Raw genomic sequence first — 13,882 nt, forward strand, 5'->3', positions numbered from 1 at the left:
GATCGCGCAGTTCCCCGCGCCCCTTTCAGGGGCGCTCCAGGAAGCCGGCGACACGGGGTGATCGCGCCCCGCGGCGGAGCCGTACATGGATAGCGCGGGTGCGCCGGACGGTGGTCAGGGTGTGTTGCGGGACTTCGGCTCGGGGTTCGGTCGTCCTGCTGGGAGCCATGCCCACATGAGTACGGCCGCGGCGAGCAGAACCGCCGCGCCCGTGCGGAAGACCAGCGCGTAGCCGTCCGTCAGGGCCACCGGGTCCGCGTCCTCGCCCCCGGCCCGGGCCGCCGCGATCGTCGACATCACCGCGAGCCCCAGCGAACCGCCCATCGTCCGGGAGGTGTTGATCAGCCCGGAGACCAGTCCGGCGTCCCCGGGCGCCGCGCCGGAGATGGCCAGCGAGGCCAGCGGGGTCGCCGCGATGCCCGCGCCCAGCATCATCAGCACGCCGGGGATCATGATCGCGGTCAGATAGCCGCCGTCCGCGGTCATCGTCGACTGCCAGCCGAAGCCGACCGCCGCGACGAGCGTGCCGAGCACGGCCACGTTGCGTGCCCCGAGCACCGGCAGGAACCGCGGGGCCGCCTTCGAGCCGAGGATCACCGCCAGGGAGCTGGGCACCAGGGCCAGGCCCGCCTCCAGCGGGGAGTAGCCGAGCACGTTCTGCGCGTACAGGGTCATGAAGAACCACATCGAGAACATCGACGAGCCGGACACCAGCATCGCCACGTTCGCCGACGCGACCGACCGCAGCCGCAGCAGCCCCAGCGGCATCAGCGGCGCCGCCGTCCGCGCCTCGACGAGGAGGAAGAGCCCGAGCAGCGCGAGCCCGGCCAGCAGCGGCACCAGGGTCGCCGTCGCCGCCCAGCCCTCGGACTCGGTCTGCGAGATGCCGTAGGCCAGCGTGGCGAGACCGGCGGTCACCAGCAGCGCGCCCGGCAGGTCGAGGCGGCGCCGTGGGCCGCCCTTGCTCTCGGCCAGCCACAGCGCGGCGCCGGCCAGCACGACCACGCCCACCGGCACGTTGATCAGCAGCACCCAGCGCCAGGACAGCCCGTCCACCAGGGCGCCGCCCACCAGGCCGCCCGCGGCACCGCCGCCCGCGCCCACCGCGGTCCAGGTCGCGATCGCGCGGGCCCGCGCCGCGCCCTCCGGCACCGCGGCGGTCAGGATGGTCAGCGTCGAGGGGGCGAGCACGGCGGCACCGAGCCCCTGCACGGCGCGGGCGGCCAGCAGCTGCCAGCCCTCCTGGGCGAGACCGCCGCCCAGCGAGGCCAGCGTGAAGAGCCCGAGCCCGACCAGGAACATCCGCTTGCGCCCGTACAGGTCACCGGCCCGTCCGCCGAGCAGCATGAACCCGGCGAAGGCGATGGCGTAGGCGTTGACCACCCACTGCAGCCCCTGTGCGCTCAGCCCGAGGTCGGCCCGCATCGACGGCAGGGCGACGTTGACGACGGACACGTCGAGCACGACCAGGAACTGCCCGGCGCAGGCGAGCGCCACGACCAGCCAGGTCGGTGGGGTACGGCGGCGCGGCGATACTCGGGATGCGGTGGAGGTACCGCTGGCTTCCAGCATGGGTGTCATGGTCTCAACCCGGCCGTGCCCCTTGCATCGGTATTTCGGCCCCGGACCGGCCTAGGTCCCGCGACCTACTCGTCACCCCCTGGCCATCCCAAGAGAAGGTCAAGAATTAGTTAGCGACTCGAAGCAACGGAATAGTTGCCCGGGCGCACGAGGTTCAGTCTGCACACATCCCGATCACGCACCGCATCCGCCACCTTCGGCCTGGAGGCCCCACCCCATGTCCCACACGACGACCGACGAACCCGCGCGGCGAGCGAGCGGGGCCACCGTCCCGGTACTCGCGTTCGCGGGCATCGTCGTCGCGGTGATGCAGACCCTGCTGGTCCCGGTCATCAAGGACCTGCCCCGACTTCTGGACACCTCACCCAGCAACGCCACCTGGGTCCTGACCTCCACGCTCCTGTCCGGAGCCGTGGCCACCCCGATCATGGGCCGGCTCGGCGACCTGTTCGGCAAGCGCCGCATGCTGATCGCCAGCCTGTCGGTGATGGTCGTCGGCGCACTGCTCAGCGCGCTCACCGACGCCCTGATCCCGATGATCGTCGGCCGTACGCTCCAGGGCTTCGCGATGGGCGCCATACCCCTCGGCATCGGCCTGATGCGCGACATGCTGCCCCGTGAGCGGCTCGGCTCGGCGATGGCGCTGATGAGTTCCTCGATCGGCGTCGGCGGCGGCCTCGCGCTGCCCGCCGCGGCCCTGGTCGCGCAGCACACCGACTGGCACGCCCTGTACTACGGCGCCGCCGGCCTCGGTGTCGTCTCCATCGCCCTGACCCTGCTCGTCGTGCCGGAGTCCCCGCTGCGCGCCAAGGGCTCCTTCGACCTGCCGGGCGCGCTGGGCCTGTCGGCCGGTCTGATCCTCTTCCTGCTGCCGATCAGCAAGGGCAGCGACTGGGGCTGGTCGTCGCCCACCACGCTCGGCCTGTTCGCCGCCGCCGTCGTGGTCCTGCTCCTGTGGGGCCTGATGGAGCTGCGCGTCGCGGCCCCGCTGGTCGACCTGCGCACCACGGCCCGCCGCGAGGTGCTGCTCACCAACCTCGCCTCGATCATGGTCGGCGTCTCCTTCTTCGTCATCTCCCTCGTCCTGCCGCAGCTCCTCCAGCTGCCCTCCGAGACCGGCTACGGCCTCGGTCAGTCGATGGTCGTCGCGGGCCTGTGCGTGGCCCCGCTGGGCCTGACGATGATGTTCACCGCCCCGGTCTACGCCCGCCTGTCGGCCCGCTACGGCCCCCGCACCACCCTCATCATCGGCCTGGTGATCATCGGGATCGGCTACGCCGGCGGCCTCGGCCTGATGAGCGCCGCCTGGCAGACCGTCGTCACCTCGGTGCTGATCGGCGCGGGCATCGGCCTCGCCTACTCCTCCCTGCCCGCCCTGATCATCAGCGCGGTCCCGGCCTCCGAGACGGGCGCCGCCAACGGCCTCAACACGCTGATGCGGTCCATCGGTACGTCGGTGTCGAGCGCCGTCATCGGCATGGTGCTCGCCAACACGGCGAACGACGCGGGCGGTGTCGCCGTCCCCACACTGCACGGCTTCCGCGTCTCCTTCATGATCGCGGCGGGCGCCGTCGCGGTCGGCCTGGTGCTGGCCTTCTTCCTGCCCCGCCGCACGACGGCGACGGTGTCGCAGCTGCGCGCGAGCAGCGAGGAGGACGCGAACCTGGCCCGCGCCGAGCAGGCGCTCGCCGGGGCCGGACAGCCGCCGCACGGCTTCCGCGGCCGGGTGCTGGCCGCCGACGGGGCCCCCGTCCCCCGCGCCAAGGTCACGCTGATCGACCGGCACGGACGGCAGGCGGGCGCGACCCTCTCCGCGGGCGACGGCAGCTACGCCCTCGCCGTGCCCGCCGAGGGCCCGTACGTCCTGGCCGCCCGCGCCGCGGGCCACGCCCCGCTCGCCCACGCGGCCACCCACGGCGGCGACCGCCCGGTCGACCTGGACCTGTCGCTGCCGGGCGAGACGGTCCCGGCCTGACCCCGCCCGGCCCCGGCCGGTCCCCGCACCCCCTGTCGCGCCACGCGGCAGGGGGTGCGGCAGCATGGGGCGCCGGCACATCCCGCCCCACCGGACCGGCGCCCCGTCCCCGCACACCCGCACCCGCACCCGCACCCGCACCCGCACCACCGAAAGGCCCCCATGACCGCGGCCCCCGACTCCGTCCCCGCTGCCTCCCCCTCCCCCGACGTCCTGGCCGTCTTCGAGGCCGCGAAGGGGTTCATGCCCGCGCACGAGGGCCGCGCGCTGTACGCCGCCGCCGTGGCCGCGGGCGGACTCGGGCTGCCGCTGCTGGAGGTCGGCACCTACTGCGGGCGCTCCACCGTCCTGCTGGCCGACGCGGCCCGCCGGGCCGGGGTCATCGCACTCACCGTCGACCACCACCGGGGCAGCGAGGAACAGCAGCCGGGCTGGGACTACCACGACCCGGAGACGGTCGACCCGGAGCTGGGCGTGATGGACACCCTGCCCACCTTCCGCCGCACCCTGCACCGGGCCGGTCTGGAGGAGCACGTGGTCGCTCTGGTCGGACGCTCCCCCCAGGTCGCGGCGGTCTGGAACACCCCGCTCGGCCTCGTCTTCGTCGACGGCGGCCACACCGACGAGCACGCGAACGCCGACTACGAGGGCTGGGCCCCGCACGTGGCCGACGGCGGGCTGCTGGTCATCCACGACGTCTTCCCGGACCCGGCCGACGAGTTCACCGGCCAGGCCCCGTACCGCGTCTACCTCAGGGCGCTGGCGTCCGGCGCGTTCACCGAGGTCTCCGCGACCGACTCGCTGCGCGTCCTGCGGCGAACCGGCGCGGGGATCTGAGGGCCCGGTTAGAGTCGCTGACGTGTCGTACACAGGCCCGGACTTCGAACCTCCCCAGCCCCGCCGCTCCCCGCTGCGCCGCCCGCTGACCGTGGCGGTCGCCGCGCTCGTGCCCGGGGCGCTGCTCGGCTGGGGGGTGTACGCGGCGGTCGGCGGCCCGGACGACGGGGGCGGCGACAGCGGCCACGCTGCGGGCGTACGGACGTCGGCGGCCGCCTCGCCCGACGCCCCCGGCTCCCCGGGCGGCGACGCCGAGAAGCCCACGGGTCCGTCACCGGCACCCACGTCCGACAAACCGTCCGCGTCCGCCTCGAAGTCCGCGCCCGCCGCGGGCTCCGGCGCCCTCAAGGGCAAGGTCGTCGTCATCGACCCGGGCCACAACCCCGCCAACTTCCAGCACGCGTCCGAGATCAACCGCAAGGTGAACGTCGGCACGCACTGGAAGGAGTGCGACACCACGGGCACGGCCACCGACGCGGGCTGGCCCGAGGCGAAGTTCACCCTCGACGTGGCCCACCGGCTGCGCACCCTGCTGGAGGCGCGGGGCGCGACCGTGAAGCTGACGCAGGACGGCGACCGTCCGTACGGACCCTGTGTGGACGAGCGGGCCCGGATCGGCAACGAGGCGAAGGCCGACGCCGCGATCTCGATCCACGCCGACGGGTCGGGGGCCGGCAACCGCGGCTTCCACGTGATCCTGCCGGGTCCGGTGCACGACGGGGCCGCCGACACCCGCGCGATCGTGGCGCCCTCCGCCGAACTGGGCAAGCGCGTCGCGGGCGGCTTCGTGCGGATCACGGGCACCGCGCCCTCCAACTACCTCGGCGACGGCACCGGTCTGGTCACGCGCACGGACCTGGGCGGTCTCAATCTGTCAACGGTTCCCAAGGTGTTCATCGAGTGCGGCAACATGCGCGACGCCAAGGACGCGGCCCTGCTGACCAGCGGCACGTGGCGGCAGAAGGCGGCGCAGGGGATGTCTGAGGGAATCGTGAGCTTCCTGCGCGGGTAGTGATCAGCGTCCCCATCCCTGCGGACAGCCCCGATGTCCGGACGATAGTGTCGTCCCTACGATGAGGGGCCACCCCCGCGCTTCACACCGGAACCTTTCGGCGCCATCGTGACAGCGACGCCTCTATTGACGACGAGACGACCTACGAAGGACCTGAAGTGAATATCCGCTCCCTCACTCGAGGCGACGGCGTGGTGATCGGAGCAGCGGTTCTGCTGTTGATCGCGTCGTTCCTCAGCCTCTACTCCGTCGAAGACGCCCCCGACAGCCTCGAACTGCCCAACCTGTGGGGCAGCGGGCCGGTCGTACTCAGCGTCGTGCTGGCGGGCATCATCGGCGCCGCACTCATCGTGGTGGCCCGCGGGCTGCCGCAGCCCAAGAAGGTCGTCGGCCTGGACCTCGGCCAGTTCGGCATCGCGTTCACGATCTTCGCCGCGTGGAGCGCCCTCGGCAACGTCTTCGACCCGGCGAGCGGTGTCGACAACGTCGGCGGTGGCTCCGACGGTCCCGACCTCGGCTTGGGCCTGATCCTCGCCCTCATCGCCACGCTGGTCATGGCCGCCGCCGCGGTGGCCACTCCGCTGCTCCCCGCCCTCAAGGGCACCCTGATCCCGGCCCCCCGCCCGGCCGCGCCGCAGCCCTACGGCGGCCAGCCCCAGGGTGGTTACGGCTACCCGGGCGCCCAGCAGCAGCCGTACGGCGGCCAGCCGGGCCACCCCGGGCAGCCGGGTCAGCCGGGTCCGGCCTTCGGCGGCCAGCCGCAGCCGGGCCAGCCCCAGCCGGGCCAGCCGCAGCCCGGTCAGCCGCAGCAGGCGCAGGCCCAGCCGGCCGGGGACTTCTCCCCGTTCTGGTTCGCCGTGCCGGTGCCGCGTCCGCTGTTCGCGGAGGACGGCTCCCCGACGCCGATCGCCGAGCTGGCGCCGGGCACCTGGTACCTGGCCGTCGAGCAGCGCGGCGCCAACCTGGTCGCGCAGACCCAGGACGGCCGTCGCGGCGTCCTGCAGGACACCTCGGGCATCCAGCGCGGCTGATCGCGCCGACGCCGCCGACACCTCAACGGCCCCTCGTCCGGACCCGGTTCCGGACGAGGGGCCGTCGGCACAGGTTTCCTCCGGGCCTGCGGGGCCATACGGAAGGCATGTCTAGATACCACGGTTCCACCTCCGCCGGCCGGGCCATCGCGATCGTCGCGGACATCATGGCCTTCATCCTCGGCCTGTGGATCCTGATGTACCTGTTGGACGCCAACCGGGCCAACGACCTGGTGCAGTTCGTCCATGACGCGGCCAACTGGCTGGCCGGCTGGTCGCACGACCTCTTCACCTTCGACGAGGACTGGGCCCGGGTCGTCGCCGGCTACGGACTGGCCGCGGTCGTCTACCTCTTCGTCGGCCACGCCGTCGCCAATCGCCTCGGCCGTCACTGACCGCCGGGCCCGGGCGGCTCAGACGCAGCAGTCCGGGTCCAGTCCCCTGGGCAGCCGGTCGCCCGCGAAGACCTGGCAGGTGGCCTCGTGGCCGCCGAGCGCGGCGACGGCGAGCAGCAGCGAACCGGCCGTCCAGGTGGTCAGCTCGCGCGGCCATATGGCGTCGTCCTCGAAGACGTAGCCCGTCCAGTACAGGCCGCTGTCCGCGTCCCGCAGGTGCTGGATGGACTGGAGGATCTCCAGGGCGTGGTCCGACTCCCCCACCGCCCACAGGGCGAGCGCGAGTTCGGCCGACTCGCCGCCCGTCACCCACGGGTTGGGGACGACGCAGCGCACGCCGAAGCCCGGGACCACGAAACGGTCCCAGCTCTCCTGGATGCGAGACCTGGCCTCCGTGCCGGTCAGCGCGCCGCCCAGCACGGGGTAGTACCAGTCCATCGAGTAGCGGTCCTTGTCCAGGAACCGCTCCGGATGGCGGCGGATGGCGTGCCGCAGCGCTCCCGCCGCCAACTCCCAGCCGGGCTGCGGCTCTTCGCGCTGCTCGGCGATGGCGAGCGCGCACCGCAACGCCTGGTGGATGGAGGAACTGCCGGTCAGCAGCGCGTCCGTGGTGCCGGTGCCGTCGTCGCCCCTGCGCCAGCCGATCTGTCCGCCGGGCTGCTGGAGGCGCAGCACGAACTCGACCGCCGCGTGGACGACGGGCCACATCCTCTCCAGGAAGGTGTCGTCGCCGGTGGCGAGGTAGTGGTGCCAGACGCCGACCGCGACGTAGGCGACGAAGTTGGTCTCCCGGCCGCGGTCGGTGACGTCGGCGAAGTCCCCGTCGGCGTAGGCGGCGTACCAGGAGCCGTCCGGGTTCTGGTGCCGGGCCAGCCACGCGTACGCCCGCTCGGCGGCCTCGTGCTCGTCGGCCGTGTCCAGGGCCATGGCGGCCTCGACGTGGTCCCACGGGTCGAGGTGGTGTCCGCGGAACCACGGGATGGCGCCGTCCTCGCGCTGGACGGCGAGGATGCCGCGGACGGTCGCGGCGGCCTCGGCCTCGGTGAGGACGCCGGGCAGGACGAGGTGTTCGGTACGGGGCGTGCGGGGCGAGCGCGAGGTCGTCACGCGGCGTCCACCGGCGGCAGGTGCGGCTTGGTCGCGTAGGCCACGAAGCTCTTGCCGATCAGCGGGTTCAGCGCCTGCTCGGCGACCCGGGTGGCCAGCGGCTTCTTCATGATGTCCCACACCAGCAGCTTGTGGTACGCCCGCACCGGCAGCGCCTTGTCGTTGTCGACGCCGAACGCGCACTTCAGCCACCAGTACGGCGAGTGCAGCGCGTGCGCGTGGTGGGTGCCGTACGGCTTGAGTCCGGCCTCGCGGATGCGGGCGAGGAGCTGGTCGGCCCGGTAGATGCGGATGTGGCCGCCCTCGACCTCGTGGTAGGCGTCGGAGAGGGTCCAGCAGACCTTCTCGGGACCGTAGCGCGGCACGGTGATCGCGATGCGCCCACCGGGCTTGAGGACGCGGACCATCTCGGCGAGGACGCCCTTGTCGTCGGGGATGTGCTCCATCACCTCGGAGATGATGACGACGTCGAAGGACTCGTCCGGGAAGGGCAGGGCCAGGGCGTCGCCCTCCATGGCGGTGGCGGTGGCGCCGGCCGGGGCCTCACCGGCCTCCTCCATCGCGGCGAACCACTTGGCGACCTCGCGGATCTCCTCGGCGTTCCGGTCCAGCGCGACGACCCTGGCCCCGCGCCGGTAGCACTCGAACGCGTGCCGGCCGGCGCCGCAGCCGAGGTCCAGGACGCGGTCGCCCGGGGCGAGCGGGAACCGGGAGAAGTCGACGGTCAGCACGTGGCCCTGCTTTCGGGGTAGACGCCGGTGTCACTGGGGGTCGGGGTCGCGGGCACGATCCTCGGGGTGGTCGTGGGGGCGGCGCCGATGGCCTCGCGGTAGCGGGCGACGGTGCCCTCGGCGGCGCGCGCCCAGGTGAAGTGCCGCAGTACGCGTTCGCGCCCGGCGGCGCCGAGCCTGATCCGCAGTTCGCGGTCGCCCAGCAGCCGGTTCAGCCCGGCGGCCAGCGCGTCGGCGTCGCCCGGCGGCACCGCGAGGCAGGTCTCCCCATCGGGTCCGGCGACCTCGGGGACCGCCCCGCCAGTGGTGGCGAGCAGCGCGGTGCCGGTCGCCATGGCCTCGGCGGCGGGCAGCGAGAACCCCTCGTACAGCGAGGGCACGCACGCGACCTCCGCCGAGCGCACCAGGTCGACCAGTTCGGCGTCGGAGATGCCCTTGACGAACTCGACGGCGCCTTCGAGGCCGTAGCGCTCGATCGCCTGGGCGACGGGCCCCTCGGCGGGCCGCTTGCCGACGACGACGAGGTGGGCCCGGGGATGCTCGGTGCGCGCCTTCGCGAGCGCCTCGACGAGGAAGACCAGGCCCTTGAGCGGCACGTCCGCGCTGGACGTCGTCACGATCCGGCCCGGCACCCGGGGCACCGACGGGTCGGGCGAGAACAGGTCGGTGTCGGCGCCGATGTGGACGACGTGGATGCGGTCGTCCCGTACGCCGAGGTGGTCGACGATCTCCTGGCGGGAGGTGCCGGAGACGGTGAGCACGGAGGGCAGGCGGCGCGCGACGCGCTTCTGCATCCGGGTGAAGGCGTACCAACGGCGCACGGAGTAGCGGCGCCCCCGGCTGTCGGCGGCGTCGAGTTCCAGCTGCCGGTCGACGGTGATGGGGTGGTGGATGGTGGTGACGAGGGGCGCGCCCACGTCGCCCAGCAGGCCGTAGCCGAGGGTCTGGTTGTCGTGCACGACATCGAAGTCACCGCGGCGGGACCGCAGATGGCGGCGGGCGCGCAGCGAGAACGTCAGCGGCTCCGGGAAGCCACCGGTCCACATCGTGCCGACCTCGAGCGCGTCGATCCAGTCGCGGTACTCGCCGCGCCTCGGGGTGCGGAAGGGGTCGGGCTGGCGGTAGAGGTCGAGGCTGGGCAGCTCGGTGAGGGACAGCCGGTCCTCGCGGCCGTCCAGGACGTCCAGGACGGGATAGGGCTGGGCGCCGATGACCTCGACGCGGTGGCCGAGGCGGGCCAGTTCGCGGGAGAGGTGGCGGACGTAGACGCCCTGGCCGCCGCAGAACGGGTTCCCCTTGTAGGTGAGGAGTGCGATGCGCAGCGGTGGCGAGCCGTCGGCGGCGGGCTCCGGACGGGGACCCCTCTGACTGGCCTCGGCGGTCACTCTGGGCCCCCTTCTCACTGCGCTGTCCCGCGACACTACGTCGGGAGGTTAATCTAGAACAAGTTTCAGACTTGATCGTCAGCGGCTTCGAATCTACCGGCAGGTAGCCGGGCTGTGACGAGTGGATCAGGTGATTCACGCCACGGGGGAGAAGGTGAGCGAGGTGGACCACCCGGGCCAGGCAGCGGAGGCATCCGGTCCGGCGCACCGCTCCTCCGCACCGCCCCTGACCGAGCGGCAGCGGGAGCGGCGCCGTCGCATCCTGCACGCGACCGCGCAGCTGGCCTGCCGGGGCGGCTTCGAGGCGGTGCAGATGCGGGAGGTCGCGGAGTCCTCGCAGGTCGCCCTCGGCACGCTGTACCGGTACTTCCCGTCCAAGGTGCACCTGCTGGTCGCGACCATGCACGACCAGTTGGAGCGGCTGCACGGCACCCTGCGCAAGAGCCCGCCCACCGGCGAGACGGCCGCGGACCGGGTGGCGCAGACCCTGATGCGGGCCTTCGGCGCCTTGCAGCGCGAGCCCCGGCTGGCCGAGGCGATGGCCCGCGCCCTGACCTTCGCCGACCGCAGCGTCTCCCCGGAGGTCGACCAGGTCTCGCGGCAGACCACGGCGATCATCCTGGACGCGATGGGCGGCCTGGAGAACCCGACCGCCGAGCAGCTGTCGGCGGTCCGGGTCGTCGAGCACACCTGGCTCTCGACCCTGATCACCTGGCTCGCCGGCCGTACCTCCCTGGCCCAGGTGCGGGTGGACATCGAGACGGTGTGCCGGCTGATCGACCTGACCGAGGCCGGGAGGGAAGCGGAGGCCGCGCACCGCTGAGGGCGACCGGTCACCCCAGGCGGGAGCGGATCAGCTCCTCGGCCGCGGGCAGCGCCGCCACCTCCTGCGGGCCCATGGTGGGGTTGGCCGCCCGTCGCCGCAGCGCCTCGGCGAGGCCGTCCGGCGTGAGGGCGGACGGATCGGCGAGCAGCGCGGCCAGCATGACTCCGGCGGGCTCGGCCATCGGGCCGCCGACGGCCGCCACCTGGGCGAGGATCACCGCGGACGTGCCCCAGTCCAGACCGGGGTCACCCTCCTCGGCGTTGGACCAGTCGATCACCCGGGGACCGTCGGCCGTGAGGATCACGTTGTCCGGGTGCAGGTCCAGGTGGAGGACGCGCACGCCCGAGCCGGTGGAGCGGTACGGGGGCACCTGGTGCAGCAGCCGCAGCAACCGCGCGAGCATGCCGCCGGCGTCCTGGGGCGTCAACGCCCCGTCCAGGCAGGCCCGCAGCATCGTCGGCCCGGACAGCCGCTCCATGACCAGGTCCCTGCGCGGGTCGGTCTCCGGCGCCTCCGGGCCGGAAGGCCGCACCCGTGGCACCGGGTAGCCGTGCGCCCGTACGTGTTCCATCACCGCGCCCTCGGCCACCGCGTCCCCGACGCCCTGCCGGTCGCGCCGCAGCACCCACCCCGCGCCGGCCTCGTACACGTCGGCCGTGCGCCCCGCCCCTATCAGTCTCCCCGTGCGCATGCCCGGAACGTATCCCCCGGCCGCTCCTCCCGTCCGGCCGCCCCTCGGCCCGGCCCCGGGGGGCGGGTAAAGTGGCGGCGTCGTCATCACCCGTACGGGGGGAAGCCGGTGCAATTCCGGCGCTGACCCGCAACCGTGAGCCGCCGCCGAGCCCCTTGAGACTCCCGGCCGGTGAGCCGGACTGCCCCGCACGGATGTGACCGGCTCACGTGCCCGGCGCCCGCCGGTGCGCGGGCACCGTCGAGGCATACGGGGCCGAGCCGCCGGGGGTGCCCCGTGCTGCCGGTCCCCGCACAGGGAAAGGCACCCGCCGATCATGAACGTCCGCCGTCGCAGCAGCGCCGCGGCTCTGGCCGCCATAGCCGTGATCGGCGCCGCCACCGCGCCCGCGGTCGCCGCCGATCCGTCACCGTCCGCCTCCCCGTCCGCGTCCGCACCGTCCGGGCTGTACGGGACCACCGACCCCCAGTACGACGGTGTCTGGCGCCAGTCCCTCGCGCTGCTCGCGCAGGACACGGCGGGCGTGGTCCCGTCCTCGACGGCCGTGAAGTGGCTCACGGACCAGCAGTGCGCGAACGGCGCCTTCGCCCCCTTCCGCGCCGACCCGTCCAAGTCCTGCGACGCCAGGACGCCGGTCGACACCAACAACACGGCCGCCGCCGTCCAGGCGCTGTGGGCCGTCGGCGGGCACGGCGACGTGATCGAGGAGGCCCTCGGCTGGCTGAAGTCCGTGCAGAACAAGGACGGCGGCTGGGGCTACAGCCCCGGCACACCCAGCGACGCCAACTCCACCTCCGTCGTCATCGGCGCCCTGACCGCCACCGAGACGAACCCCGAGGACGTCGAGAAGGGCGGCAAGTCCCCGTACGACGCCCTGCTGACGTTCGCCCTGCCCTGTGCGAAGGACAAGGGCGCGGGCGCCTTCGCCTTCCAGCCCGACAAGGACGGCAAGCTGCTCGCCAACGCGGACGCGACCGCCGCCAGTGTGCTCGGCGCGCTCGGCAAGGGCCTGGTCACCGAGGCCGGTGAGAAGACCGGCGCCGCCTCGTGCGCCGACGCGGGCAAGCCCACCCGCGAGCGCGCCGCCGCCAACGCCGCCGCGTATCTCACCGACACGCTCGCCAAGGACGGCCACCTCGTCTCCGCCCTCGGCGGCTCCGCCGACCAGCCCGACTACGGCAACACCGCCGACGCCGTCGTCGCCCTCGCGGCGCAGGGCGGCGCGGACAAGGCGGCCCAGCCGCTGGCCTGGCTGAAGAAGAACGCCGCGAAGTGGGCCGCGCAGAGCGGCCCCGCCGCCTACGCCCAGCTGATCTTCGCCGCCCACGCCACGGGCACCGACCCGCGCGACTTCGGGGGCACCGACCTGGTGGAGAAGCTGAACGCGACGGGACCGGCTCCGCAGGGGGTGACGGCGAAGGACACCGCGTCCGCGAACGCGGACGAGAAGTCGGACCAGAAGAAGGACGACGACTCCCCGTTCGGCGTCTGGTGGTTCGTCGGCGTCTGCCTGGTCTTCGGCATCGGCATCGGCTTCCTGCTCAGCAACCGCAGCAAGAAGCAGCAGCCGTGACCCCCCGCCGCCTCGTCCTCCTCTTCCTGGCCGCAGTCCTGCTGACCGGGACCGCGGGCCAGGCACAGGCCGCCGGGTACCGCTACTGGTCCTTCTGGGACCGCGACGGCGGGAAGTGGGTCTACGCCACCCAGGGCCCGTCCCTGGTCCGCCCCTCCGACGGTGATGTGCAGGGCTTCCGCTTCGCGGTGAGCGAGAACTCGGGCGACGCGGCCCAACCGCGCGGCACGGCTGACTTCGCGTCGATCTGCGCGAAGACCCCGGCCGAGGACGGCAGCAAGCGGGTGGCGCTGGTCCTCGACTTCGGCACGGCACCCGACGCCCCGTCCGGCGAGACCCCGCCCGCCCCGCGCACGGCCTGCGCCCGGGTCTCCCCCGACGCGACGGCGGCCGACGCCCTGGCCGCCGTCGCCGGCCCCCTCCGCTACGACACCAACGCCCTGCTGTGCGCGATCGCGGGCTACCCCAAGTCGGGATGCGGGGAACAGGTGTCACAGAAGCAGAACGCGAAGCCCACGGCCGCCCCGGAGACCGCGGAGGACGACGAAGGCCCGTCCGTCGGCCTCTACGCGGGCATCGCGGTGATCGCCGCCTTGGCCGCCGCAGGCGCCTGGCAGGCAAGGCGGCGCAGGAATGCAACCCGCTGAGGCTGCGGGCAGTAGTGCCGCTCCCCCTGCGGGTAATCGTGCCGCTGGGGCGATGGGGGTCCCCCCGCGCGAGCGAAGCCGAGCGTGGGGG

Annotated in this window: 13 protein-coding genes; 8 read left to right on the top strand and 5 right to left on the bottom strand. The window is 73.5% G+C overall.

Translation table 11 applies throughout. The features are described 5' to 3' along the window. Positions 1–114 precede the first annotated feature (114 nt). Positions 115–1,581 (bottom strand): MFS transporter, encoded by a 1,467-nt coding sequence (locus tag ACZ56V_RS05430; RefSeq protein WP_468939515.1) that lies wholly within the window; start codon positions 1,579–1,581, stop codon positions 115–117. Positions 1,582–1,798: 217 nt separating this feature from the next. Here ACZ56V_RS05430 and ACZ56V_RS05435 point away from each other — a divergent pair, with 217 nt between their 5' ends. The 5 genes from ACZ56V_RS05435 (at position 1,799) to ACZ56V_RS05455 (ending at position 6,831) form a co-directional block, all read left to right on the top strand. Continuing rightward, a complete protein-coding gene (locus ACZ56V_RS05435; RefSeq protein ID WP_467383146.1) occupies positions 1,799–3,556 on the top strand; it encodes an MFS transporter in 1,758 nt (585 codons plus the stop codon). A gap of 162 nt (positions 3,557–3,718) precedes the next feature. After that, positions 3,719–4,393, top strand: a complete 675-nt coding sequence (locus tag ACZ56V_RS05440) for a class I SAM-dependent methyltransferase (protein ID WP_467383145.1) — start codon at positions 3,719–3,721, stop codon at positions 4,391–4,393. Positions 4,394–4,415: 22 nt separating this feature from the next. Continuing rightward, complete coding sequence (locus tag ACZ56V_RS05445; protein WP_468939520.1) at positions 4,416–5,405, top strand: N-acetylmuramoyl-L-alanine amidase; 990 nt, start codon at positions 4,416–4,418, stop codon at positions 5,403–5,405. A gap of 158 nt (positions 5,406–5,563) precedes the next feature. Then, entirely contained in the window at positions 5,564–6,436 is an 873-nt protein-coding gene (locus ACZ56V_RS05450; RefSeq protein ID WP_468939523.1) for a hypothetical protein, read from the top strand. 107 nt (positions 6,437–6,543) lie between these two features. Then, positions 6,544–6,831, top strand: a complete 288-nt coding sequence (locus ACZ56V_RS05455) for a hypothetical protein (protein WP_104630940.1) — start codon at positions 6,544–6,546, stop codon at positions 6,829–6,831. A gap of 18 nt (positions 6,832–6,849) precedes the next feature. Here ACZ56V_RS05455 and ACZ56V_RS05460 read toward each other — a convergent pair whose 3' ends face one another. The 3 genes from ACZ56V_RS05460 to ACZ56V_RS05470 are packed head-to-tail and all read right to left on the bottom strand — an operon-like array spanning position 6,850 to position 10,054. Continuing rightward, entirely contained in the window at positions 6,850–7,938 is a 1,089-nt protein-coding gene (locus tag ACZ56V_RS05460; RefSeq protein ID WP_468939526.1) for a prenyltransferase/squalene oxidase repeat-containing protein, read from the bottom strand. Beyond that, entirely contained in the window at positions 7,935–8,669 is a 735-nt protein-coding gene (locus ACZ56V_RS05465; protein ID WP_030181520.1) for a class I SAM-dependent methyltransferase, read from the bottom strand. The genes ACZ56V_RS05460 and ACZ56V_RS05465 overlap by 4 nt, the downstream gene beginning before the upstream one ends. Continuing rightward, the gene (locus ACZ56V_RS05470; protein WP_398914084.1) at positions 8,663–10,054 is read right to left on the bottom strand and encodes a glycosyltransferase family 4 protein; all 1,392 of its coding nucleotides are present in this window, start codon (positions 10,052–10,054) and stop codon (positions 8,663–8,665) included. The genes ACZ56V_RS05465 and ACZ56V_RS05470 overlap by 7 nt, the downstream gene beginning before the upstream one ends. 154 nt (positions 10,055–10,208) lie before the next feature. On the opposite strand from ACZ56V_RS05470, the gene ACZ56V_RS05475 reads away from it, so the two are divergent. Then, the gene (locus ACZ56V_RS05475; RefSeq protein WP_398914292.1) at positions 10,209–10,877 is read left to right on the top strand and encodes a TetR family transcriptional regulator; all 669 of its coding nucleotides are present in this window, start codon (positions 10,209–10,211) and stop codon (positions 10,875–10,877) included. A 10-nt stretch (positions 10,878–10,887) separates the two neighbouring features. Here ACZ56V_RS05475 and ACZ56V_RS05480 read toward each other — a convergent pair whose 3' ends face one another. After that, positions 10,888–11,571: a phosphotransferase gene (locus ACZ56V_RS05480; RefSeq protein ID WP_468939528.1), complete on the bottom strand. Its 684-nt coding sequence runs from the start codon at positions 11,569–11,571 to the stop codon at positions 10,888–10,890. A 316-nt stretch (positions 11,572–11,887) separates the two neighbouring features. Here ACZ56V_RS05480 and ACZ56V_RS05485 point away from each other — a divergent pair, with 316 nt between their 5' ends. Both ACZ56V_RS05485 and ACZ56V_RS05490 read left to right on the top strand, forming a co-directional pair. Then, positions 11,888–13,144, top strand: coding sequence for a prenyltransferase/squalene oxidase repeat-containing protein (locus tag ACZ56V_RS05485; protein ID WP_468939531.1), 1,257 nt, complete (start codon positions 11,888–11,890; stop codon positions 13,142–13,144). Beyond that, positions 13,141–13,791 (top strand): SCO2322 family protein, encoded by a 651-nt coding sequence (locus ACZ56V_RS05490; RefSeq protein WP_468939534.1) that lies wholly within the window; start codon positions 13,141–13,143, stop codon positions 13,789–13,791. Before ACZ56V_RS05485 ends, ACZ56V_RS05490 begins: the two co-directional genes overlap by 4 nt. The last annotated feature ends 91 nt before the right edge of the window (positions 13,792–13,882 follow it).

Source organism: Streptomyces sp. NPDC034099, from assembly GCF_055575415.1.

Excerpts from the sequence above, each read along its gene's own strand:
- ACZ56V_RS05430 (WP_468939515.1), bottom strand. The coding sequence starts at position 1,581 with ATGACACCCATGCTGGAAGCCAGCGGTACCTCCACCGCATCCCGAGTA.
- ACZ56V_RS05435 (WP_467383146.1), top strand. The coding sequence starts at position 1,799 with ATGTCCCACACGACGACCGACGAACCCGCGCGGCGAGCGAGCGGGGCC.
- ACZ56V_RS05440 (WP_467383145.1), top strand. The coding sequence starts at position 3,719 with ATGACCGCGGCCCCCGACTCCGTCCCCGCTGCCTCCCCCTCCCCCGAC.
- ACZ56V_RS05455 (WP_104630940.1), top strand. The coding sequence starts at position 6,544 with ATGTCTAGATACCACGGTTCCACCTCCGCCGGCCGGGCCATCGCGATC.
- ACZ56V_RS05480 (WP_468939528.1), bottom strand. The coding sequence starts at position 11,571 with ATGCGCACGGGGAGACTGATAGGGGCGGGGCGCACGGCCGACGTGTAC.
- ACZ56V_RS05485 (WP_468939531.1), top strand. The coding sequence starts at position 11,888 with ATGAACGTCCGCCGTCGCAGCAGCGCCGCGGCTCTGGCCGCCATAGCC.